At 63.5% G+C, this 23,204-nt stretch carries 24 protein-coding genes; 11 read left to right on the top strand and 13 right to left on the bottom strand.

Annotation, left to right across the window (positions count from 1 at the left end):
* Positions 1-111: 111 nt before the first annotated feature.
* The 3 genes from hda to DMX11_RS20150 form a co-directional block, all read right to left on the bottom strand.
* Positions 112-819 carry a DnaA regulatory inactivator Hda gene (gene hda / locus DMX11_RS20160; protein WP_003252443.1) on the bottom strand — a complete coding sequence of 236 codons (708 nt, stop codon included), beginning with the start codon at positions 817-819 and terminating at the stop codon, positions 112-114.
* A 194-nt stretch (positions 820-1,013) separates the two neighbouring features.
* Entirely contained in the window at positions 1,014-2,087 is a 1,074-nt protein-coding gene (locus DMX11_RS20155; protein WP_110746103.1) for an AI-2E family transporter, read from the bottom strand.
* A 12-nt stretch (positions 2,088-2,099) separates the two neighbouring features.
* Positions 2,100-3,161: a DUF2066 domain-containing protein gene (locus DMX11_RS20150; RefSeq protein ID WP_110746102.1), complete on the bottom strand. Its 1,062-nt coding sequence runs from the start codon at positions 3,159-3,161 to the stop codon at positions 2,100-2,102.
* Between the two features lie 318 nt (positions 3,162-3,479).
* Here DMX11_RS20150 and purM point away from each other — a divergent pair, with 318 nt between their 5' ends.
* The 4 genes from purM (at position 3,480) to DMX11_RS20130 (ending at position 6,285) form a co-directional block, all read left to right on the top strand.
* Positions 3,480-4,538: a phosphoribosylformylglycinamidine cyclo-ligase gene (gene purM / locus DMX11_RS20145; RefSeq protein WP_110746101.1), complete on the top strand. Its 1,059-nt coding sequence runs from the start codon at positions 3,480-3,482 to the stop codon at positions 4,536-4,538.
* A complete protein-coding gene (gene purN / locus DMX11_RS20140) occupies positions 4,538-5,191 on the top strand; it encodes a phosphoribosylglycinamide formyltransferase (protein ID WP_110746100.1) in 654 nt (217 codons plus the stop codon). The genes purM and purN overlap by 1 nt, the downstream gene beginning before the upstream one ends.
* Positions 5,192-5,199: 8 nt before the next feature.
* On the top strand, positions 5,200-5,910 hold the full coding sequence (locus tag DMX11_RS20135; protein ID WP_110746099.1) for a DUF3108 domain-containing protein: 711 nt from the start codon (positions 5,200-5,202) through the stop codon (positions 5,908-5,910).
* 192 nt (positions 5,911-6,102) lie between these two features.
* Complete coding sequence (locus tag DMX11_RS20130; protein ID WP_110746098.1) at positions 6,103-6,285, top strand: hypothetical protein; 183 nt, start codon at positions 6,103-6,105, stop codon at positions 6,283-6,285.
* A gap of 45 nt (positions 6,286-6,330) precedes the next feature.
* On the opposite strand, the gene DMX11_RS20125 is transcribed toward DMX11_RS20130, so the two are convergent.
* The 7 genes from DMX11_RS20125 to DMX11_RS20090 form a co-directional block, all read right to left on the bottom strand.
* Complete coding sequence (locus DMX11_RS20125; protein WP_110746097.1) at positions 6,331-6,870, bottom strand: DUF2058 domain-containing protein; 540 nt, start codon at positions 6,868-6,870, stop codon at positions 6,331-6,333.
* A 26-nt stretch (positions 6,871-6,896) separates the two neighbouring features.
* Positions 6,897-7,730, bottom strand: coding sequence for a nucleoside triphosphate pyrophosphohydrolase (mazG, locus tag DMX11_RS20120; RefSeq protein ID WP_110746096.1), 834 nt, complete (start codon positions 7,728-7,730; stop codon positions 6,897-6,899).
* 62 nt (positions 7,731-7,792) lie between these two features.
* Positions 7,793-10,033 carry a GTP diphosphokinase gene (gene relA, locus DMX11_RS20115; RefSeq protein ID WP_110746095.1) on the bottom strand — a complete coding sequence of 747 codons (2,241 nt, stop codon included), beginning with the start codon at positions 10,031-10,033 and terminating at the stop codon, positions 7,793-7,795.
* Between the two features lie 96 nt (positions 10,034-10,129).
* Positions 10,130-11,488, bottom strand: a complete 1,359-nt coding sequence (gene rlmD / locus DMX11_RS20110; protein WP_110746094.1) for a 23S rRNA (uracil(1939)-C(5))-methyltransferase RlmD — start codon at positions 11,486-11,488, stop codon at positions 10,130-10,132.
* Positions 11,489-12,388 (bottom strand): cysteine synthase CysM, encoded by a 900-nt coding sequence (cysM, locus tag DMX11_RS20105; RefSeq protein WP_024717686.1) that lies wholly within the window; start codon positions 12,386-12,388, stop codon positions 11,489-11,491. It abuts the gene before it with no gap.
* Between the two features lie 159 nt (positions 12,389-12,547).
* Positions 12,548-13,939 carry a sensor histidine kinase gene (locus DMX11_RS20095; RefSeq protein WP_110746092.1) on the bottom strand — a complete coding sequence of 464 codons (1,392 nt, stop codon included), beginning with the start codon at positions 13,937-13,939 and terminating at the stop codon, positions 12,548-12,550.
* Between the two features lie 2 nt (positions 13,940-13,941).
* Positions 13,942-14,661 carry a response regulator transcription factor gene (locus DMX11_RS20090; RefSeq protein WP_110746091.1) on the bottom strand — a complete coding sequence of 240 codons (720 nt, stop codon included), beginning with the start codon at positions 14,659-14,661 and terminating at the stop codon, positions 13,942-13,944.
* A gap of 193 nt (positions 14,662-14,854) precedes the next feature.
* Here DMX11_RS20090 and DMX11_RS20085 point away from each other — a divergent pair, with 193 nt between their 5' ends.
* From DMX11_RS20085 to DMX11_RS20070, 4 genes are all read left to right on the top strand, one after another.
* Complete coding sequence (locus DMX11_RS20085; RefSeq protein ID WP_110746090.1) at positions 14,855-17,608, top strand: response regulator; 2,754 nt, start codon at positions 14,855-14,857, stop codon at positions 17,606-17,608.
* A gap of 81 nt (positions 17,609-17,689) precedes the next feature.
* Positions 17,690-18,679, top strand: a complete 990-nt coding sequence (locus tag DMX11_RS20080; protein WP_110746089.1) for a 2-hydroxyacid dehydrogenase — start codon at positions 17,690-17,692, stop codon at positions 18,677-18,679.
* A gap of 31 nt (positions 18,680-18,710) precedes the next feature.
* Entirely contained in the window at positions 18,711-19,148 is a 438-nt protein-coding gene (locus DMX11_RS20075) for a hypothetical protein (RefSeq protein WP_110746088.1), read from the top strand.
* Positions 19,145-19,549 carry an META domain-containing protein gene (locus DMX11_RS20070; protein ID WP_110746087.1) on the top strand — a complete coding sequence of 135 codons (405 nt, stop codon included), beginning with the start codon at positions 19,145-19,147 and terminating at the stop codon, positions 19,547-19,549. The genes DMX11_RS20075 and DMX11_RS20070 overlap by 4 nt, the downstream gene beginning before the upstream one ends.
* A 34-nt stretch (positions 19,550-19,583) precedes the next feature.
* On the opposite strand, the gene DMX11_RS20065 is transcribed toward DMX11_RS20070, so the two are convergent.
* Positions 19,584-20,048, bottom strand: coding sequence for a TlpA disulfide reductase family protein (locus DMX11_RS20065; protein ID WP_023047672.1), 465 nt, complete (start codon positions 20,046-20,048; stop codon positions 19,584-19,586).
* Positions 20,049-20,133: 85 nt separating this feature from the next.
* Here DMX11_RS20065 and arsC point away from each other — a divergent pair, with 85 nt between their 5' ends.
* From arsC to DMX11_RS20050, 3 genes are read left to right on the top strand one after another with little or no spacing between them, the layout of a single operon-like run.
* Entirely contained in the window at positions 20,134-20,487 is a 354-nt protein-coding gene (arsC, locus tag DMX11_RS20060; protein ID WP_110746086.1) for an arsenate reductase (glutaredoxin), read from the top strand.
* Positions 20,484-21,089: an NAD(P)H:quinone oxidoreductase gene (gene wrbA / locus DMX11_RS20055; RefSeq protein ID WP_110746085.1), complete on the top strand. Its 606-nt coding sequence runs from the start codon at positions 20,484-20,486 to the stop codon at positions 21,087-21,089. Before arsC ends, wrbA begins: the two co-directional genes overlap by 4 nt.
* Positions 21,082-21,495 (top strand): DUF2069 domain-containing protein, encoded by a 414-nt coding sequence (locus DMX11_RS20050; protein WP_110746084.1) that lies wholly within the window; start codon positions 21,082-21,084, stop codon positions 21,493-21,495. The genes wrbA and DMX11_RS20050 overlap by 8 nt, the downstream gene beginning before the upstream one ends.
* A gap of 30 nt (positions 21,496-21,525) precedes the next feature.
* Here the strand turns inward: DMX11_RS20050 and DMX11_RS20045 are convergent, their stop codons facing one another.
* Together DMX11_RS20045 and ttcA are read right to left on the bottom strand one after the other, a co-directional pair.
* Positions 21,526-22,197: a DNA-3-methyladenine glycosylase I gene (locus DMX11_RS20045; protein WP_110746083.1), complete on the bottom strand. Its 672-nt coding sequence runs from the start codon at positions 22,195-22,197 to the stop codon at positions 21,526-21,528.
* 4 nt (positions 22,198-22,201) lie between these two features.
* A complete protein-coding gene (gene ttcA / locus DMX11_RS20040; protein WP_027918067.1) occupies positions 22,202-23,026 on the bottom strand; it encodes a tRNA 2-thiocytidine(32) synthetase TtcA in 825 nt (274 codons plus the stop codon).
* Positions 23,027-23,204 lie beyond the last annotated feature (178 nt).

Raw genomic sequence — 23,204 nt, 5'->3', positions numbered from 1 at the left:
GTAATCCTTTAGAAGGGTGAAACTATGCCCTCTATCATGGCCATTTGCAAATTTTATCGAAAAAGATGTGACTTTTTCGTTTTGCCGCTCTGGCCCAGCGTTTTCAGGGGGTTACCAGCCGAGGGTTTCCTTGAGGAAAGGGATGGTGAGCTTGCGCTGTGCCTGCAGCGAAGCCTGATCGAGGCGCTCCAGCAGGTCGAACAATGCGCTCATGCTGCGCGCGCCACGGGTGAGGATGAAATGGCCGACTTCGTCGGTGAGGTGCAGGCCACGGCGCGAAGCGCGCAGCTGCAAGGCACGCAGCTTGTCTTCGTCAGACAGGCCACGCATCTGGAAAACCAACGCCAGGGTCAGGCGCGACTTCAGGTCCGGCAGCTTGATCGGCAATTCGCGCGGCGATGCCGAGGCAGCCAGCAGCAGGCGCCGGCCGCTGTCACGCAGGCGGTTGAACAGGTGGAACATGGCCTCTTCCCAGTCGGCCTTGCCGGCGATCACATGCAGGTCGTCGATGCACACCAGTTCGTACTGGGCGAGGTAGTCAAGCAACTCTACGCCGCGGTCGAGCAACTGTGCCAGCGGCAGGTAGACAGCGGGTTCGCCGCGCTGCTGGAAGCGGTGGGTGGCGGCCTGCAGCAGGTGGCTACGGCCAACACCCTGCTTGCCCCACAGGTAGATAAGGCTCTCGGTCCAGCCGGCGTCGGCTTCGCATAGCCGCTCGACGTAGCCCAATGCCGCAGCATTGGCGCCCGGATAGTAGTTGATGAAGGTGGCGTCATCGCGCAGGCGCACACCCAGGGGCAACTGGATCGGTGGTTTCATGCTCGCGGGCGGTCGACAGGACCGCAGGGGGCCTTTGCTGAACAATGCGCAAAGTCTATACCTGCAACGCGGGGCGCACAATCACGGCAATGGATAGCGCAAGTAAAATCAACAAGTTGCGCCAATGCGAGGCTGATGGTGTAGGTCATTCGATCTCACAGGCGCCCCAAATCCAAGGATGAACGTGCCGGCCATCACAACTCCGGGTCAATGTCTCCGGCGTACATGTCCGATTCCTTGTACAGATCATGTACATGCCGCAACAGCACCATGATCACCGCCGCCACCGGCAGCGCCAGCAGCACCCCGGTAAAGCCGAACAGCTCACCGCCGGCAAGAATCGCAAAGATCACCGCCACCGGGTGCAGGCCGATGCGGTCGCCGACCAGCAGCGGCGTCAGCACCATGCCTTCCAGCGCCTGGCCGACCATGAACACGGCGACAATGCCCAGCATTGGATAGAGGTCGCCGCCGAACTGGAACAGGCCGGCCACCAGCGCGGCTCCGATACCAATGATGAAGCCCATGTACGGCACAATGGCCGCCAGGCCGGCGAGCATGCCGATCAACAGCCCCAGCTCCAGCCCAACCAGCATCAGCCCGGCCGAATAGATGATGCCCAGGGCCACCATCACCATCAGTTGCCCCCGCACGAACGCACCCAGTACCTCATGGCATTCACCTGCCAGGCCCACTACCTGTGGCTCATGCTGGCGCGGCAGCAGGCTGCGCAGCTTGGCCATCATTACGTCCCAGTCCCGCAGCAGGTAGAAACCTACGACCGGAATCAGCACCATGTTGGCCAGCCAGGCAATCAGCGCCAGGCTCGAGGCCGTGGCCTGGGACAACACCACGCCGACAATGTCGGTGGTCTGGCCCATGTGTTCGCTGATGGCGGCCTTGATCTTGTCGAACTTCCAGAACCCATCTGCCAGCCCCAACCGATGCTGCACCCACGGCAGCGCCACATGCTGCAGCCAGTCAAGCATCTGCGGTGCCAGCTCATAAAGCCGCACCAGCTGCTTGGCCAACATTGGAACCAGGATCAGCAACAGGGCCATGAGCAGCAGGGTAAAGAGGCCGAAAACCACGACTACACCCCAGGTCCGCGACAACCCCCGACGCTCCAGCCAGTCAACCAGCGGGTCGGCCAGATAGGCCAGGAGTATGCCGATCAAGAAAGGCGTGAGGATGTTGTGCAAACCATACAAAAGCACGGCAACCAGCAGCGCGGCACCCAGCCAGATCCAGCGGCGCATGTCAGACAATGTCAGTACTCCTTACCAACGAAAACGCAGGCCGTCGAACGGCTTGGGGACGGGCTGCTGCGGGGCGGTCGGCTCCTGGCCGGCAGCCGCCGCTGGCGTGGCTGGTGCTGCAGGCGCCTGCTCTACCGGCACTTCCTGCAGCTTGGCCAGGCCCAGTTGGGCCCGCAGCTGCTCACGGTTGCCAGTAACCCCGTAGGTCAAGGTAGTGCCTTCGGCGAGTTGCAGGCGGGGGCCATAAGGCTCCAGGACACGGGCCAGTTCGGCGTAGCGCTGCAGGTTCATACCCTGTACTTGCAGCTGCAACTGGCTGCTGGCGCCTGGTCGGGTGACGTAGCGCGGCGCCAGGCGGGTGCTTACCGCCAGCATTACCGCATCGGCCAGCGCAGCCTGGTCGGCGCCCTCGGCATTGCCTTGCTCACGCTGGTCACCCAGCCACAGCTGCCACTTGCCTTGCCACTTGCCATCGGCCTCCTGGGCATGTACCGCCAGCAAGGCATCGGCGCCATAGCGCTCGGCAGCCTGGCGCAGCGGCGCCGGGTCGCTTGCTTCGAGCTGCTTGGCATTGGCCACCAATTGCTCCTGAAGATCGGCCAGCGGCAGGCGCAGCGGTAGCCCGCGGTGCTGAGCGGCGCGGCGCAAGGGCTGGGCGCTGGCCTGGCCGTCACCGACCAGATTGCTGCCTTCGGCACTGTCGTTCAGCCACCAGCCAAGGATCGACGGCCGGTTGCTGCCCCACAAGGCCAGGCCAGCCTTGCGCAGCGCCCGTTCGGTGCTGCCGGGGTCGAACTCGACCAGCACTGACTCAGGCGGGCCGGCTTCACTGCCGACCTGATTGATGACTTGCTGCGGGTCTTTGCGCAGCTCGGCCAGCGCCGGGTTCTGCGCAGCCTTGGGGTCGCCGGTGAGGCGCAACACCAACGTGTCGAGCGCCTTGGCAGTCGCTGCAGTACGGGCTTCGGCACCCTGCCCGCTGACGGGTTCGCGTACCTGATAAAGGCCCGAAACATTTTCAGCCATGACAGAGGCCGACATAAGGGCCAGGCAACCGGCTGCCACAATATTGAACACACGCATGGAAGGTTCCTGTCCATTTACCGCAATGCCTATACCTTATACACGGGGGCGCAAGGTAACCAGTCGCGACGGGTGAAAGATTGGTTGCGGGAGAGATGCGTGGGGTCTGACAGATGCCCGCGCCGAGAGGTTCAGCGCCCAACTATTTACCCATTTTCATGCCCTGCCCGTCGGCCTGAGGATGGCCGCTGCCCGGCAACCCTGATAAAATCGCGCGCCTTCACAGACCACTGACGTTTCAGGCAGCCGCCGCTTACCCGCCGGCCTTGGCCGTCATGGTCGTTTTTAAGAATCCCTCCCTCCTAAAGGCCTGGATCAATGAGCAAGCAACCCTCCCTGAGCTACAAGGACGCCGGTGTAGACATCGACGCCGGCGAAGCACTGGTCGAACGCATCAAGGGCGTGGCAAAACGCACCGCACGCCCTGAAGTCATGGGTGGCCTGGGCGGCTTCGGCGCCCTCTGCGAGATCCCGGCCGGCTACAAGCAGCCGGTGCTGGTCTCCGGCACCGACGGCGTCGGCACCAAGCTGCGCCTGGCACTGAACCTGAACAAGCACGACAGCATCGGCCAGGACCTGGTCGCCATGTGCGTCAACGACCTGGTCGTCTGCGGTGCCGAGCCGCTGTTCTTCCTCGACTACTACGCTACCGGCAAGCTCAATGTCGACGTGGCCGCGACTGTGGTCACCGGCATCGGCGCCGGTTGCGAACTGGCCGGCTGCTCGCTGGTCGGTGGTGAAACCGCCGAAATGCCTGGCATGTATGAAGGCGAAGACTACGACCTGGCCGGTTTCTGCGTCGGCGTGGTGGAAAAGGCCGAAATCATCGACGGCTCCAAAGTTGCCACCGGTGACGCGCTGATCGCCCTGCCGTCCTCGGGCCCGCACTCCAACGGCTACTCGCTGATCCGCAAGATCCTCGAGGTGTCCGGCACCGACATCGAGAACACGCAACTGGACGGCAAGCCGCTGACCGACCTGCTGATGGCGCCGACCCGCATCTACGTCAAGCCACTGCTGCAACTGATCAAGAACACCGGTGCCGTCAAGGCCATGGCCCACATCACCGGTGGCGGCCTGCTGGACAACATCCCGCGCGTCCTGCCGAAAAACGCTCAGGCCGTGGTTGACGTGGCCAGCTGGCAGCGCCCGGCGGTGTTCGATTTCCTGCAGGAAAAAGGCAACGTCGACGAGCACGAAATGCACCGTGTACTGAACTGCGGCGTGGGCATGGTCATCTGCGTGGCCCAGGACCAGGTCGAAGCCGCCCTGAACGAACTGCGCGCCGCCGGCGAGCAACCATGGGTGATCGGCCACATCGCCGAAGCCGCCGAAGGCGCTGCCCAGGTCGAGCTGCACAACCTCAAGGCACACTGATGCCGAGCAAGACCTGCAATGTAGTGGTACTGCTGTCGGGTTCCGGCAGCAACCTGCAAGCGCTGATCGACAGCAGCAAGGCAGCAGACAGCCCGGTGCGCATCCGTGCGGTGGTTTCCAACCGCGCCGATGCCTTCGGCCTGCAGCGCGCCGCAGCGGCCGGCATCGACAGCGCCGTGCTCGACCACACCCAGTTCGACGGCCGTGAAGCCTTCGATGCCGCGCTGATGGCGCGGATCGACGGCTTTGCCCCGGACCTGGTGGTGCTGGCCGGCTTCATGCGTATCCTCAGTGGCGACTTCGTGCGCCACTATCAGGGGCGCCTGCTCAACATTCACCCGTCGCTGCTGCCCAGATACAAAGGCTTGCATACCCACCGCCGAGCGCTGGAAGCGGGCGATGCCGAGCATGGCTGCAGCGTCCACTTCGTGACTGAGGAACTCGATGGCGGCCCATTGGTCGTACAGGCTGTGGTACCGGTGGCGCCTGGCGACACCGTCGAAAGCCTGGCCCAACGGGTACACCAACAGGAACACCTGATCTACCCGCTGGCGGTGCGCTGGTTCGCTGAAGGGCGCTTGCGCCTTGGCGAACAAGGTGCATTACTGGATGGCCAGCCGCTGCCGGCCAGCGGTCACTTGATTCGATCCTAGGAGAATTTATGCGTCGCGCCCTGCTCTTGGCTCTCGCCGTGCTCGCCCTGCCCCTCCAGGCAGCTGATCTGAAGCCTTTCTCGGCCAGCTACACCGCCGACTGGAAGCAACTGCCCATGAGCGGCACCGCCGAGCGCAGCCTGGTCAAGAATGCCAACGGCACCTGGGACCTTAACTTCAAGGCCTCCATGATGATCGCCAGCCTGACCGAGCAAAGCACGCTGCGCCTGGATAACGACACCCTGCTGCCGCAGAAGTACCACTTCGAGCGCGGCGGCCTGGGCAAGGCCAAGAAGGTCGACCTGAACTTCGACTGGACCGCCAAGAAAGTCACCGGCAGCGACCGTGGCGACGCTATCACCCTGCCGCTGAACCGTGGTGTGCTGGACAAGTCCTCCTACCAGCTGGCCCTGCAGCATGACGTGGCCGCCGGCAAGAAGAGCATGACCTACCAGGTGGTCGACGGTGACGAGATCGACACCTACGACTTCCGCGTACTGGGTACCGAAAAGGTCACCACCAAGACCGGCCAGGTCGATGCAGTGAAGGTCGAGCGCGTGCGCGACCCAAGCCAGAGCAAGCGCATCACCGAACTGTGGTTCGCCAAGAACTGGGACTACCTGCTGGTGCAACTGCGCCAGGTAGAAACCGATGGCAAGGAGTACGTGATCGTGCTGCAGGATGGCACGGTCGATGGCAAGCCGGTGAAGGGTAACTGAGCCCGCGCTGCCAGCAGCACCCGAAGCCCCGCCCAGTGCGGGGCTTTTTTGTGCCTGCCTTGCGCAACCTCCTGCAGGGGCGGTTCATGAAACTTGTTTCATGGCTGTTTTATTTACTTAGGCAGCTAACAAACTCTATAAAGAGGGTGTGCGACACACTGTCGCAGCCAACTGAAGAAGTGGAGTTTACCGATGACTGTCCAAGTAACCGAACGCGACGAATCGAAAATGTCCCACGAAGGCCAGGCCGCCGGCCTGCGGATCTGGGATGTGCACCAACAAGGCCAGCTGGTCGGCATGTTCCATAATGAACACGAAGCCCACCAGTACCGTGCAGAGCTGGAAAACCTGGAAAACCAGCGCACCACGCAATGATCAGTCTTCCAATGAAAAACCCCGCCAAGGCGGGGTTTTTCGTGTTTACCACATCAGATCATCAGGGATCTTGTAGGCCGCGTACGGATCGTCCTCGTCCGCTTCCTCGACATGGGTATTGAGCAGCAGGATACGGTTGGGGTCACGCTCCTGGATCTTCACCGCGGCCTCACGAGGAATGACCTCATAGCCGCCGGCATGGGCCACGACCGCCAGTGCGCCGTTACTCAACTTGGTCCGCATCAGGGCGTTGACGGCAATCCGCTTGACCTTCTTGTCGTCGACGAAGTTGTAATAATCTTCGGTGTTCAGCTTGGGCAGGCGCGTGGCTTCGATCAACTGCTTGATCTGCGCGGCACGGGCCTTCTGCTCGGCCTTCTCCTGTTGCTGACGGTTCAGCTCCTGGTCGCGCTTGACCTTTTCAGCCATGGCTTCCTTGGCAATGCGCTGCTGGCTGTCGTCGACTTCGACCTGGCCTTTGTGCTCCATGCGCTTCTGTTTCTTTTCAGCTTTGTTGGTCTGCGAGACCTGTTTCTGGTTGACCAGACCGGCTTTGAGCAATTGGTCGCGAAGGGAAAGGCTCATGAATGTTCACTCACTTATGCAACAGCTCAGCCGCAGCTGGGCAGGTTCTTTTCCTGACGCTTGGCTTCACCCCAAAGGGCGTCCAGCTCGTCAAGGTTACAATCTTCAATGGGACGACCGCTGTCGCGCAATGCCTGCTCGATGAACCGGAAACGTCGTTCAAACTTGCGGTTGGCGCGGCGCAGCGCATGCTCTGGGTCCTGCTTGAGGTGGCGGGCCAGGTTGACCGCGGCAAACAGCAAGTCGCCGACTTCATCTTCCAGCGCATCGGCGTCGCCGTCGGCCATGGCCTGCAGCACTTCATCCAGCTCTTCGCGAACCTTGTCCAGCACCGGCAACGCCGCCGGCCAGTCGAAACCGACCGTGGCCGCACGTTTTTGCAGTTTGGCTGCCCGCGACAGCGCCGGCAAGGTTGCCGGCACGTCATCAAGCAGCGACAGCTGTTCGGGCTGGCTCTTCTCCGCGCGCTCTTCGGCTTTGATTTCTTCCCAGCGCGACTTGACCTGGGCTTCACTCAGGCTGGGCGTGTCCACCGGCGCGTACAGCTCGCCCGTGGGGAAAACGTGCGGGTGGCGGCGGATGAGCTTGCGGGTGATGCTGTCGACCACGCCATCGAACTCGAAACGCCCTTCTTCGCGGGCCAGCTGGCTGTAGTAGACCACCTGGAACAGCAAGTCGCCCAGCTCGCCTTGCAAGTGCTCGAAGTCGCCGCGCTCAATGGTGTCAGCGACCTCGTAGGCCTCTTCGATGGTGTGCGGGACAATGCTGGCGTAGTTCTGCTTCAAGTCCCACGGGCAGCCGTACTGCGGGTCGCGCAGGCGGGCCATGAGGTGCAGCAGGTCTTCGAGGGTGTAGGTCATTCAATCAAGTCCTTCGGTGGAGCCTGCTCCGCGGGTGAACCCGCGAAGCAGGCGCCGCGGTCTCAAGGGGTACGATTACGCCGCGTCTCGATGATGTTCGGCAACTGCGAGATACGCCCCAGCAGGCGCCCCAGCGCGTCCAGGCCTGGAATCTCGATGGTCAGCGACATCAGCGCGGTGTTGTCTTCCTTGTTCGAGCGGGTATTCACCGCCAGCACGTTGATCTTCTCGTTCAGCAGCACTTGCGACACGTCGCGCAGCAGGCCCGGGCGATCGTAGGCGCGGATGACGATGTCGACCGGGTAGGTCTGCACCGGGATCGGCCCCCAGCTCACCTGGATCATCCGCTCCGGCTCCTTGCCCGCCAGCTGCAGCACCGAGGCACAGTCCTGGCGGTGGATGCTCACGCCACGACCCTGGGTGATGTAACCGACAATCGCATCGCCCGGCAGCGGCTGGCAGCAGCCGGCCATCTGCGTCAGCAGGTTGCCGACACCCTGGATCTGGATGTCGCCACGCTTGCCGGTACGCGGGCCGCTAGGCTTGCGCGGCACCAGCTCGATCTGCTCGATGCGCTCGGGCTCCAGCAGCTGCTGAGCGGCGTTGACCAGATGGGCCAGGCGCAGGTCGCCAGCACCGAGCGAGGCGAACATGTCCTCGGCGGTTTTTACGTTGGTCTTTTCGGCCAGGCGCTCGAAGTCCACCTGTGGCAAGCCCAGGCGGCTGAGCTCGCGCTCGAGCAAGGTCTTGCCGGCGGCGACGTTCTGGTCGCGCGCCTGCAGTTTGAACCAGTGGACGATCTTGGCCCGCGCCCGCGAGGTGGTGACGTAACCCAGGTTGGAGTTCAACCAGTCACGGCTGGGGTTGCCGTGCTTGCTGGTAATGATCTCGACCTGCTCGCCGGTCTGCAGGCTGTAGTTCAGCGGCACGATACGGCCGTTGATCTTCGCGCCGCGGCAGTTATGGCCGATCTCGGTGTGCACGCGGTAGGCGAAGTCCAGCGGCGTGGCGCCCTTGGGCAAGTCGATGGCGTGACCATCCGGGGTGAACACATAGACCCGGTCCGGCTCGATATCGACCCGCAGCTGCTCGGCCAGGCCACCAATGTCGCCCAACTCCTCGTGCCACTCCAGCACCTGGCGCAGCCAGGAGATCTTTTCTTCGTAGTGGTTGGAGCTGGGCTTGACGTCAGTGCCCTTGTAGCGCCAGTGCGCACACACGCCAAGCTCGGCTTCCTCGTGCATGCCGTGGGTGCGAATCTGCACTTCCAGCACCTTGCCCTCGGGGCCGATCACAGCAGTGTGCAGCGAGCGGTAGCCGTTCTCCTTGGGGTTGGCGATGTAGTCGTCGAACTCCTTGGGGATGTGCCGCCACAGGGTGTGGACGATACCCAACGCGGTGTAGCAGTCGCGGATTTCCGGCACCAGTACGCGCACTGCGCGCACATCGTAGATCTGGCTGAACTCCAAGCCCTTGCGCTGCATCTTGCGCCAGATCGAATAGATGTGTTTTGCCCGGCCGCTGATGTCGGCCTTCACGCCGGTAGCCAGCAGCTCGTTCTGCAGTTGGTTCATCACGTCGCTGATGAAGCGCTCGCGGTCCAGTCGGCGCTCGTGCAGCAGTTTGGCGATCTGCTTGTACTGGTCAGGCTCCAGGTAGCGGAAAGACAGGTCTTCCAGCTCCCACTTGATGTGGCCGATACCCAGGCGATGCGCCAGCGGCGCATAGATGTCGAACACCTCGCGCGCGACACGCAGGCGCTTTTCGTCGTCGGCAGACTTGACCGCACGGATCGCGCAGGTACGTTCGGCCAGCTTGATCAGCGCCACGCGCACGTCGTCGACCATGGCCACGAGCATCTTGCGCAGGTTCTCGACCTGCGCCTGGGAGCCCAACACCAGCGACTGCCGCGGGCTTAGGCTGGCACTGATGGCGGCCATGCGCAGCACGCCGTCGATCAGCTTGGACACCACGGGGCCAAAGCGCTGACTGACTTCGGCCAGGGTGACCTTGCCCTCGCGCACCGAGCGATAGATGACCGCCGCCACCAGCGAGTCCTGGTCGAGCTTGAGGTCGGCGAGTATTTCGGCGATCTCCAGCCCGGCCTGGAAACTGGACGTACCGTCCGCCCAGGAATGCTTGGCCGGGTTGCCCTTTTTCTCTACTTCATGGGCAAACTCGCAGGCCTCTTTCAGCGCTGCGCGATCCAGTGCCGAATCGACGCTTACCACATGGTCCAGCCATGCATCGAGATTGATACTGCCGTCGGTATTGACCGGCTGGTGCACTCTCACCTGTACCATCTTTGTTTTACCTTTCCATACAGCGCACCACGCGGGTGCACTGGCGATCACCGTGCGACTGCCCTTCCGTGGCAGCCGCACCAAGGGGCCAGTCAGCTAGCCCGCTTCGAATAACGCCATGGCCTCGACATGCGCCGTTTGAGGAAACATGTCGAGAATCCCGGCCCTTTTTAACCGGTACCCCTGGCCGACCAACACTTGGGCGTCTCGCGCCAGCGTGGCCGGGTTGCACGATACATAGACCAGCCTGCTGGCCTTGAGGCGGGCGATGCCTTGCACCACCTCGTAAGCACCGTCGCGCGGTGGATCCAAGAGTACCGCAGAAAAGCCCTCGGCGGCCCATCCGGTGCCTGCCAAAGGCTGCGATAAATCGGCCTGAAAAAACCGTGCGTTATGCACATTGTTGTTTCGGGCATTAGCCGCGGCACGGTCGACCATGGCCTGCACACCTTCTACTGCCACCACCTCACGCGCCTGACGGGCCAGCGGCAGGGCGAAATTGCCTAGGCCGCAGAACAGGTCGAGCACCCGCTCATCGGCCTGCGGCGCGAGCCAGGCCAGCGCCTGCTCGATCATTGCCGTGTTGACCTGGGCATTGACCTGCACGAAGTCGCCCGGCCGCCAAGCCAGTTCCAGTTGCCACGGCGCCAGGGCAAAGCCCAGTTGCGCGGCCGGTTCCACGGGTTCCGGCTCACCTTCACCGTGTAGCCACAGCTGGGCATTGGCCTGCTCGCAAAACGCCTGCAGCCTGACCAGGTCCTCTGCCGGCAGCGGCGCTACATGGCGCACCAACAGCGCTTCAGCCGTACCGCTGAACAGTTCCACATGGCCCAGCGCCTGCGGTTTGCTCAACGAACGCAGCACGGTCGGCAAGTGGCGCAGAATCGACTGCAAGGGCTGTACCAGCACCGCACAATCGTCGATGGCGATGATGTCCTGGCTGGCTTCCGCGCGGAAGCCCACCTCCAGCTGACGCGTCTTGAAGTCCCAGCGCACGGCAACACGTGCCCGGCGCCGGTAGCCGAATTCGGGCCCGCTCAGCGGGGCGGCCCATTCTTCAGGCTGCACGCCGGCCACCCGCTGCAACTGCTCGGCCAGGGTGCGCTGCTTGAGCGCCAGTTGCGACGCGTGCGGCAGGTGCTGCAGGTTGCAGCCACCGCAGCGGTCGTAATGCCGGCACGGTGCTTCCCGGCGCTCCGGGCTGGCCTGCAGCAAGCGCTCCAGCCGGGCTTCTACCACTTTGCCGCGGGCGTTGAGCACCCGTGCCTCCACGGCCTCACCGGCCAGGGCGCCACTGACGAACCAGGTACGCCCTTCGAAGAACGCGATTCCCCGGCCGTCACCAGCCAGGCGCTCGATATCCAGGCGCTGCTTCTTGCCCACCGGGACCTGGGGGCTGCGGTTACCGCCGGCCGGCTGGAAGCGCAGGCCGCTGTTGGTTTTTTTCTTGGACATTTAGCTCGGATCGAACAGGCCGGTGGACAGGTAACGGTCGCCGCGGTCGCAGATGATCGCAACCATCACGGCATTTTCCACCTCGCGGGACAGGCGCAGCATGGCAGCGACCGCGCCACCGGAAGACACGCCACAGAAAATGCCCTCTTCACGGGCAAGGCGACGGGTGGTGTCTTCGGCTTCCTGCTGCGACATGTCGACCACGCGGTCGACGCGGGTGGCGTCGAAGATTTTCGGCAGGTACTCCTCGGGCCAGCGGCGGATGCCCGGAATGGCGGAGCCTTCCATCGGTTGCAGGCCAATGATCTGCACCGCCGGGTTCTGTTCCTTGAGGTACTGCGAGCAGCCCATGATGGTACCGGTGGTGCCCATCGAGCTGACGAAATGGGTGATGCTGCCCTGGGTCTGCTGCCAGATCTCCGGGCCGGTGCTGTTGTAGTGGGCGATTGGGTTGTCGCCGTTGGCGAACTGGTCAAGCACCAGGCCACGGCCTTCGGCTTGCAGCTTCTCGGCAAGGTCACGGGCGCCTTCCATGCCCTCTTCCTTGGTGACCAGGATCAACTCGGCACCGTAGGCGGTCATGGCAGCCTTGCGCTCGGCGGTGGAGTTGTCGGGCATGATCAGGATCATCTTGTAACCCTTGATTGCCGCCGCCATGGCCAAGGCGATACCGGTGTTGCCGGAGGTGGCCTCGATCAGCGTGTCGCCGGGCTTGATCTGGCCACGAAGCTCGGCGCGAGTGATCATGGACAGTGCCGGGCGGTCCTTCACCGAGCCGGCAGGATTGTTACCTTCCAGCTTTAGCAGGAGGGTATTGCTGGTTTCGCCAGCGATGCGCTGCAGGCGAACCAGAGGCGTATTGCCGACGCAATCGGCGATGGTTGGGTACTGCAAGGTCATGGCGTATTTCACAATCCGGACGGCAGGGGCGCCTATCATACCGGCAAACCCTTCCCGGCCATATCACGCAATCTGTGGTGGATATAGCTACAAGCTATATCGCTGATTTGGTCCACACCCTTCGCGGGCACGACCGCTCCCGCAGGGATCGCGCTGCCTTCAAGATAAATGCTGTAACTGTGGGAGCGGGTGGGCCCGCGAAGGGGCCGGCACATGTATCGGCAGCCTCATCCACAGCCGCAGCCCATGCTTGCCATTCTGCGCCCACAAGGTCCCACCCTGGCGCTGAATGGCACTGCGGGCGATGCTCAAGCCCAAGCCGAAGCCCCCATCCCCCGGCCGCGAACCGTCCAGCCGCGAGAACGGCGCGAAGATCCGTTCCAGGTCGTCTTCCGCTACCCCGCCGCCCTCATCTTCAACCCAAAGCCACCAGTAACCACCCTCACGCTGCCCACCTAACCGCACAACCCCTTCGGCCGGCGAGTGACGGATGGCATTGCGTAATATGTTTTCCAGCGCCTGAGCCAAGTGGTTGAGGTTGCCCTGCACCCAGCAATCAGCCGGAACTTCGCAACGCAACCGCGCAGGCGACCAGCCACTTTCATAGCAGGCATTCTCGGCCAGCAATTCCCACAGCGCGTGGACCTCGATCGGCTCCAGGTTCATCGGCGCGCGCTCGGCATCCTGCCAGGCCAACTGCAGGGTGTCCTCGACCAATTGCTGCATGCAGTCCACCTCGCGGGTAAGGCGCTCGCGCAGGCGTTGCAGGTCAGTCTCGCCGTCGCCTGCCACCCGCAAGCGGCTCAGCGGGGTACGCATTTCGTGGGACAGGTCGCGCAGCAACTGCTGCTGCATGGCGACTGTGCCCTGCAAGCGTTCGGCCATTTGGTCGAACGCCCGCGCCAGCTCACCCAGTTCGTCATGCCGGGCGATGGTGCGCGAGTCCAGCCGCGCCGACAGCTGGTCGGCGCGCCAGGCATTGGCCTGCTCACGCAGCTGGTTCAGCGGCACGATCAACATGCGGTACAGGCCCACGCAGAGCAGCAAGGTGAACAGGCCCGGGATGATGCCGTTGGTGACCATACGCCACAGCAAGCGATACTGGTCCGGATTGAACCGCTCCGGCAGTTCGATCACCAGCATGCCCTGCTCCGGCGCCCCCGGAAATGGAATGCGCACCCATGGCTGATGGACACTGCGCCGACTCATCGGCCAGTCGACACCGCGCAGGCGAGTCAGCCGCTGCATGATCTGCGGGTTGAGGGTGGCACTGTCGAGCGGTCGCAGGTTCATATCGAGCACGCCCACCCAGCCGCGTTCGCGCTGGTGCATCACCGCCACCCACTGGTCCAGCCCTGCCCGCCCGCCACTGCGCCAGGCCTGCTCGGCCTCGCTGGCATAGCCACGCAAGGCTTGCCGTGCCGGTTCGGAGAGAAAGGCGTTCTGGGTTTCCATATGGCGGCCCCAGGTGTAGCTGAGGCCGATCATCAGCAGGCAAAAACCCACCAGCAGGATGGCCAGCTTCCAGAACAGCGAGTGGCGGTTGAGCATGCCTACTCCGCCTCGCTGGCACTGAGCACGTAGCCCTTACCCCATACGGTGCGGATCTGCCGATCGTGATAGCCGATGCCCTTGAGCTTGCGGCGTATCTGGCTGACGTGCATGTCCAGGCTACGGTCATGGCGCGAATAGCCGCGCTGCAAAACCTGCTGGTAAAGGAACGGCTTGCTCAACACGTCGTCAAGGTTGCGGTTGAGGATGTCGAGCAGGCGGAATTCGCTGGGGGTCAAACCGGCCAGGTGGCCATTGAGGCGAACATCGCACACACCCTCATCGAATTGCAGCTCGCCGTAGCCGGCTTGCTCCAGCGGCGCTTGATGGCGCCGCTCAAGCGCAACGCGGCGCAGGATGGCTTCGATGCGCACCTGCAGCTCGGCCATGCTGAACGGCTTGGGCAGGTAATCGTCGGCGCCACGCTGGAAACCGCTGATGCGATCGGCCTCCGCCCCCAGCGCCGACATCAGGATCACCGGCGTAGCGCTGCGCTGGCGCAGTTGCGCCAAAGCGTCCAGGCCATTGAGCCCGGGCAGCAGGATATCCATGAGCACCACATCGAACACCTGGCGCCCAGCCGTTTCCAGCCCTTCCAGCCCACTGCGGCACCAGGTTACCCGAAAGCCGCCGCGCTGGAGCTCTTCGTGCAGGTACGCACCCAGCACCGGATCATCCTCGATGGCGAGGATATTGGAGTTGTAAATAGCTACAGGATTCATTGGCAACTGCCATGCATTCTCAATTACGCGATTATTGAGCATCCCGAGCCTGCCAGGCAACCGCCCTGCGACCAATGCCATGGCATTGGAATAAAACACCTACTAAAGAGGTGCAATGGTGCGGCAGGCGGAGTAACTTCGCGGCTTGGCCGTCAGCACTTGACGGTATCCAGGCACATCACAGGAGGCGAATGTGCTCGATCGCTTGGGAATCCGCAGCCGGGTCCTGCTACTGGCGCTGCTGCCGGCCGGCCTGATGGCGCTGGTGCTGGGCAGCTACTTCACCTGGCTACAACAGAATGACCTGCGCACACAGTTGCTGCAGCGCGGCAAGATGATCGCCGAACAGCTGGCGCCGCTGGCCGCGCCCGCCATGGCCCGGCTGGCGCCAGCGCAATTGGAGCGGATCGCCGCGCAAACCCTGGAGCAGTCCGACGTGCGCGCGGTGGCCTTCCTCGCCCCGGACCGCACGCGCCTGGCCCATGCCGGCCCGAGCATGCTCAACCAGCCGCCCAGCGGCGGCACCGGCACCCAGCTGCTGCAACGCAGCGGCAATGACGCCACCCGCTACCTGATGCCAGTGTTCGGTCACCACCGCGACCTGGCCACCGATGCCGTGCCGGCCGAAGCTGAGCGCCTGCTGGGCTGGGTCGAGATCGAGCTGTCGCACGATGGCACGCTGCTGCGCGGCTACCGCAACCTGTTCACCAGCCTGTTGCTGATCCTCGCCTGCCTGGTGCTCAGCGGCCTGCTGGCGCTGCGCATGAGCCGCACCATCAATGATCCCATCGAACGCATCAAGCATGCAGTCAATCAGCTCAAGGACGGCCACCTCGAAGAACGCCTGCCGACCATGGGCAGCCATGAGCTGGACGAACTGGCGCGCGGCATCAACCGCATGGCCGAGACCCTGCAAAACGCCCATGAAGAGCTGCAGCACAGCATCGACCAGGCCACCGAGGACGTACGCCAGAATCTGGAAACCATCGAAATCCAGAACATCGAGCTGGACATGGCGCGCAAGGAGGCGCTGGAAGCCAGCCGCATCAAGTCCGAATTCCTGGCCAATATGAGCCACGAGATCCGCACACCGCTCAATGGCATTCTCGGCTTTACCCACCTGCTGCAGAAAAGCGAGATGACGCCGCGCCAGCTGGACTACCTGAGCACCATCGAGAAGTCTGCCGACAACCTGCTCGGCATCATCAACGAGATCCTCGACTTCTCCAAGATCGAGGCCGGCAAGCTGGTGCTCGACAGCATTCCGTTCAACCTGCGCGACCTGATTCAGGACACCCTCACCATCCTCGCCCCGGCCGCACACGCCAAGCAGCTGGAGTTGCTGAGCCTGATCTACCGCGACACCCCGTCGTCGCTGATCGGCGACCCGTTGCGGCTCAAGCAGATTCTGACCAACCTGGTCAGCAACGCCATCAAGTTCACCCGCGAAGGCACCATCGTCGTACGCGCCATGCTCGACGACGAGCACGAGGACTTCGCGCAACTGCGCATCAGCGTGCAGGACACTGGCATCGGCCTGTCACCGCAGGATGTGCGCACGCTGTTCCAGGCCTTCAGCCAGGCCGACAACTCGCTGGCCCGACAGCCCGGCGGCACAGGCCTGGGGCTGGTGATTTCCAAGCGCCTGATCGAGCAGATGGGCGGCGAGATCGGCGTCGACAGCACACCGGGCGAAGGTTCGCAGTTCTGGATCAGCCTCAACCTGCCCAAAGCCCACGACGATATCGAAGAGCTGCCGTTGCAACCGTTGCTGGGCCGCCGCGCCGCCATCGTGGACAGCCACGAATTGGCCCGCCAGGCGCTGGAACACCAACTGGAAGACTGCGGCCTCAGCGTCAGCCTGTTCACCTCGTATGAACAGTTGCTGCAAGCCGTGCAAGCCGCCAGCCAAGCCGGCCAGCCATTCGAGTTCGCCGTGCTCGGGGCCAACCTGGGCAATCTCTCACCCGAGCAACTGGGCCATTACCACCAGCAGCTCGAGCGTTACCACTGCCAGTGCGTGGTGCTGTGCCCTACCACCGAACAGGCGCTTTACCACCCTTACCTGCCCAACGGGCATGGCCAGTTGCTCTCCAAGCCTACCTGCACCCGCAAGCTGCGCCGGCTGCTGCTGGAACTGCTGCAACCGCGTCGGCCGCAAGGCGAAGTGAACAAGGTCAACGGCCAGCGCCAACCGAAGGTCCTGTGCGTCGACGACAACGCCGCGAACTTGCTGCTGGTGCAGACCCTGCTTGAAGACCTGGGTGCCGAGGTGCTGGCGGTCGACAACGGCTATGCGGCAGTGAAGGCCGTACAAGACGAGCCGTTCGACCTGGTACTGATGGACGTGCAGATGCCGGGCATGGACGGCCGCGCCTGCACCGAGCAGATCCGCCTGTGGGAAAACACCCAGAGCGGCAACCCGCTGCCGATCGTTGCCCTCACCGCCCATGCCATGGCCAACGAGAAACGCGCACTGCTGCACGGCGGGATGGACGACTACCTGACCAAGCCGATCAGCGAGCGCCAACTGGCCCAGGTGGTGTTGAAATGGACCGGCCTGAGCCTGGGCATGCCCCAGCAGGGGCAGGCCGAGCAACCACCCAACAGCGATGAGCTGAAGGTGCTCGACCACGAAGAGGGCCTGCGCTTGGCCGCTGGCAAGGCCGACCTGGCAGCCGACATGCTGAGCATGCTGCTGGCCTCGCTGGACGCCGATCGCGAGGCCATACGCGCCGCCCGTGAAGCCGAGGACCACAACGGCCTGATCGAGCAGGTGCACCGCCTGAACGGCGCCTCGCGCTATTGCGGCGTGCCGCAATTACGCGCGGCGTGCCAGCGGAGTGAAACCCTGCTCAAGCAGGAGAGTCCGCAGGCGCAGCAGGCGCTGGATGAACTGGACGCGGCGATCAACCGCCTGGCTGCCCAGGCACGCCTAAGCGCCTGAGTGGGCTCGTGAGATCGGGCGCCGCCCGATCTCACAGGCAGCGGCCAACAGAAGACATGCACCACAAAGGAAACCATCACCATGCGCGCCCTGTTGTTCAGCAGCCAGCACTACGACCAGGAAAGCTTCAGCGAGGCCGCCAAGGGCAGCAGGCTGGACCTGCATTTCCAGCCCGCCCGGCTTACCCTCGACACCGCCGCCCTGGCCGACGGTTACGAAGTCGTCTGCGCCTTCATCAATGACGAGCTCGACGCTCAGGTACTGCAACGCCTGGCCACCGGGGGCACGCGCCTGATCGCCCTGCGTTCGGCCGGCTACAACCACGTCGACCTGGCCGCTGCCAAGCGCCTGGGCCTGGCCGTGGTGCGCGTACCGGCCTATTCGCCACACGCCGTGGCCGAGCACGCCGTGGCGCTGATCCTGGCCCTGAACCGGCGACTGCACCGGGCCTACAACCGCACCCGCGAAGGCGATTTCACCCTGCACGGGCTGACCGGCTTCGACCTGCACGGCAAAACCGTCGGGGTGGTCGGCACCGGCCAGATCGGCTTGGCCTTCGCCCGCATCATGGCTGGCTTCGGCTGCCAGCTGCTCGCCTATGACCCCTACCCCAACCCAGAGCTGCTGGCCCTCGGCGCGCGCTACCTGCCGCTGCCCGAGCTGCTGCGCGAAGCCCGCATCATCAGCCTGCACTGCCCGCTTGACGAGCACAGCCGGCACCTGATCAACGCGCAAAGCCTGGCCCAGCTGCAGCCCGGCGCCATGCTGATCAACACCGGCCGCGGCGCGCTGGTCGACACGCCTGCGCTGATCGACGCGCTAAAAAGCGGCCAGCTCGGCTACCTGGGCCTGGACGTCTACGAAGAAGAAGCCCAGCTGTTCTTCGAAGACCGCTCCGACCTGCCCCTGCAGGACGATGTGCTGGCCCGCCTGCTGACCTTCCCCAACGTGATCATCACCGCACACCAGGCCTTCCTTACCCGCGAGGCACTGGATGCCATTGCCGCGACCACCCTGGAAAACATCAACCGCTGGGCGGCAGGGAATCCCCAGAATCTGGTGATGGGTTAGTGCTAGGATACGCGGCATTTCTGGAGGACCCATGGTCGAGCACGATTTTCGCTACACCCTTTTCAACCCGCAACACACCCTGATCGAGTGCCGCGCGCTGGTGCCGGGCCGGTACCAGGTCACTGGCAACGGCGGCTCGATGCATAAAGGCGACACCCTGCTGGTCACCCTCAAGGGCAGCAAGGACCTGTCCATGCGACTGACCGTGGAAAGCGTGCGCCACCTGATCAACCCGCGCGGCCAATGGGTCGCCGTGGCCAGCGGCCCGGTGTTCAACGAGCTGGAAATCCTCACCTGGCAGGTCGAATGCGACAGCTGCGACGCCGTGCTCGACTTCGAGTTCGCGGTGGACGCCAAGCTCGGCAAGCAAGCCCGCCAGCCTGCGGCCAGCGCGCGTATCGCTGAGCTGGGCTGGGCCAGCCGTGGCGAAAAACACCTGTGCCCGCGTTGCCAGGAGAGCGCCGAGTGAAAAATCTGCTGACCGGCGCGCTGATTGCCACCGGCCTGCTCGGTTGTGCCGCCGAACCTTCCAGGCTGCAGCAGGAACGCAGCTATGTGCTGGAGTGGATTGGCGAACGCCCGCTGATCGACTACAGCCACCTGACCCTGACCCTGGCCAGCGACGGCCGCGCCTATGGTAACGGTGGCTGCAACCACTGGTTTGCACCCTACACGCTGGAGGGCGAACACCTTAGCTTCGGCAAGGTGGGCAAGACCCGCAAGCTGTGTGCACCGGCGTTGATGGAGCAAGAAAAACGCTTCTTGCAGGCGCTGGAAACGGTACAGCGCTGGGATGTGTCGGCAGTGGAGCAAATACGCTTCTGGCCGGCCGAAGGCAAGCCGCTGCGATTCTGGCCTGAGGAAGGCTGAGGATTGCCGGGGCCGCTTTGCGGCCCCGAATGCATCAAGCGCCTTTCAGGGCCTTGATCTTGGCCTGCAACCCTTCCAGGGTCTGCTCGCCCATCAACTGCTCACGCACCTTGCCCTTGTCGTCGATGATGTAAGTCACCGGCAACGCCTCGCTACGCGGCAGGTCATAGCGCTCAGCCGGGTCCTGGGCCAGCACGGTGAAACCGATACCCAGGGTTTCGGCAGCCTGCTTCAGGTCCTGCCCCTGCAGGCCATCGAAGTTCACCCCCACCACCTTGATGCCGTCAGCCGCCCACTGCTTGGCCGCTGCGTTCAGTTCCGGGATTTCGGTACGGCACGGCCCGCACCATTCGGCCCAGTAATTGAGCACCAGCCAGTGCCCTTCGATCTGTTCGGCCTTAACCGTATTACCGTGTTGGTCCACGCCATAATCGGCACCGCAACCACCGAGCAACAGGCTCGCGGTGATGGCCAGTACTGCTGCCAGACGCCTTGCCATGGGTCAATCCTTCTCGAGTTTTAAAGCAAATTGGTCAGTCGCTGCGGTTAGAATAGCCGCCACACCCTGCTGGATGCGACCCGACATGACCGACCTCACGCTCTATCATAACCCGCGCTGCTCGAAATCCCGCGGCGCGCTGGAACTGCTCGAAGCCCGCGGCCTGGCCCCGGCCATCGTACGCTACCTGGAAACCCCACCCGACGCCGCTACCCTCAAAGCCCTGCTCGGCAAGCTGGGCATCGCCCCGCGCCAACTGCTGCGTACTGGCGAAGACGAGTACAAGGCTTTGGGCCTGGCCAGCCCGGCATTGACCGACGCGCAGCTGATCGACGCCATGGTCCAGCACCCCAAGCTGATCGAGCGGCCGATCCTGGTAGCCGGCGATAAAGCCGTGGTCGGCCGCCCGCCGGAAAAAGTGCTGGAGATCCTGCCGTGAGCCAACCTTACATTCTGGTTCTGTACTACAGCCGCCACGGTTCGACCAGCGAAATGGCCCGGCACATCGCCCGCGGCATCGAGCTGGCGGGCATGGAAGCGCGCCTGCGCACGGTGCCGGCGATTTCCACCGAATGTGAAGCCGTGGCCCCGGACATTCCAGCCAGTGGCGCGCTGTACGCGACCCTCGACGACCTGCGCCACTGCGCCGGCCTGGTGCTGGGCAGCCCGACCCGCTTCGGCAACATGGCGGCGCCGCTCAAGTACTTCCTCGATGGCACCAGCAGCCTGTGGCTGGGCGGTGAACTGGTCGGCAAGCCGGCTGGGGTGTTCACCTCCACCGCCAGCCTGCACGGCGGCCAGGAAACCACCCTGCTGTCGATGATGCTGCCGCTGATGCACCACGGCATGCTGGTGATGGGCTTGCCCTACAGCGAGTCGGCACTGCTGGAAACCCGCGGCGGCGGCACCCCGTACGGCGCCAGCCACCACGCCGGTGCCGACGGCAAGCGTGAACTCGACCCACATGAAATCGCCCTGTGCCGTGCCCTTGGCCAACGCCTGGCGACCACGGCCAAGGCCCTGGAGGCCGCGCGTGGCTAAAAAGCCCAAGGTGTTGCCGCCGCTGGATTGGCTGGCACCGCGCCTGCGCCTGACGCGGGCGCTGAGCCTGGCGTTCTTCGTGGGGCTGATCACCCTACTGGTGGTGAACAACCTGTGGTTCGCCAACCTGCATGGGGCACGGGTCGAGGTGATCCTGGCGATCGAGCTGCTGCCACTGGTGTTGCTGCTGCCGGGCATGCTGCTGGGCAGCGCCCGGGCGCATGCCTGGACCTGCTTCGTGGTGAATATCTATTTCATCAAGGGCGTGCTGGCAGCGTTCGACCCGGCGCGGGCAGTGTTTGGCTGGATCGAAGTGGCGATCAGCCTGGGGCTGTTCATAGCCGGGCTGCTGTATGTGCGCTGGAAGTTCCAGCATGAGCGGCGCATGGCGGGCGAAGGGAGTTAGTCGTGGGGCTGCGGTGCAGCCCCGCCGACCTCAATGGTTGACGGTATGCGCCAGCATCACCGACAACTGGCACAGCGGCCGCCCGCTCTCGGCATGCCACTGGTTGAACGCCTGCTGCACCAGGGCCAGGTCGCGCTGGCTGGTCGGCTGTTTGTCGATCACCTTCTGCGCAATCAACGCCGCTGCCATGTCATCGGTCGGGATGAACGTGTCCTTGCCGACCATGCGCAAGAACCGTGGCGCCGACAACCCGCCCAACTGGTTGCCATGCTTGGCCAGGTACTTCCACAAGCCGACAATGTCGGTCACTGGCCAGTCGGCGATGAAGGCCCCAAAACTGCCCTGTGCCTTGGCGATGTCCAGCACCATCTGCGCATTGCGCGGCACGCTCTTGAGCTTGCCCAGGTGGCGGATAATGCGCTCATCCTGCATCAGCCGCTCCAGATGCTCGGCGCCCATCAGCACCACTTTCTCCGGGTCGAAGCCGAAGAACACCTGCTCGAACGCCGGCCACTTGGCGTCCACCAGGCTGTGCTTGAGGCCCGCGCGGAACACGCGCAGGGCCAGCGTCGACAGGTAGCGATCGTCGCTGATGGCGCGCAATTGTGCTGGCGTACGTGGCTGCGGCAGGAAGGCCTCCAGGGCCTGGGCCGAGCCAAAGCGGTTCAGGCAGTACTCATGCAGCCACTGGTAATCACGCATGGGTTCAGATGTTCACCACGTCGAGGAAACGCGGGGTGGCGTTCTCGTCGATCTTCAGGCTGGTGAAGTCGAACAGGTTGCGGTCGGCCAGCTGTGAGGGCGCCACATTCTGCATGGCACGGAAAATACTCTCGGTACGGCCTGGGTGCTTGCGCTCCCACTCCACCAGCATGTCCTTGACCACCTGGCGCTGCAGGTTTTCCTGCGAACCACACAGGTTGCACGGGATGATCGGGAATTCCTTCATGTCCGAGTAGGCCTGGATGTCCTTCTCGCTGCAGTAGGCCAGCGGGCGGATCACCACATTGCGGCCGTCGTCGGCGCGCAGCTTGGGCGGCATGCCCTTGAGTGCGCCGTTGAAGAACATGTTGAGGAAGAAGGTTTCGACGATGTCGTCGCGGTGGTGCCCCAACGCCATCTTGGTCGCGCCGATTTCGTCGGCGAAGGTGTAGAGGGTGCCACGGCGCAGGCGCGAGCACAGCGAACAGGTGGTCTTGCCCTCGGGTACCAGCTCCTTGACCACCGAGTAAGTGTCCTTCTCGACGATGTGGTACTCGACCCCCAGTTCCTTCAGGTAGGCCGGCAGCACGTGCTCAGGGAAGCCCGGCTGCTTCTGATCCATGTTCACCGCGACGATCTCGAACTTGATCGGTGCAACCTTCTGCAGGTGCAACAGAACGTCGAGCATGGTGTAGCTGTCCTTGCCGCCGGACAGGCAGACCATGACCTTGTCGCCATCCTCGATCATGTTGTAGTCGGTGATGGCTTCGCCGGCGAGACGACGCAGGCGTTTTTGCAGTTTGTTCTGGTTGACCGAGAGGGTGCCCATAGCGCTTGAATCCGCGAGGTGTGACAAAAGGCGGCTATTTTACGCACAAACGGGCCGCGGCTGTAGGCATTCCGATAAAGACTTCAATGTAATCAACAGTGCCGTATACAGCGCAATTTGCTCTAAAAAGCACGGTTTATTCCGGTAACGGCTTCCTATACTGCGACATAAGGCCACA

The organism is Pseudomonas sp. LB-090624, assembly GCF_003205205.1.
Lineage (GTDB): Bacteria > Pseudomonadota > Gammaproteobacteria > Pseudomonadales > Pseudomonadaceae > Aquipseudomonas.
Note: the sequence above shows the minus strand (reverse complement) of the source record. Positions and strands in the feature narration are given on the sequence as shown.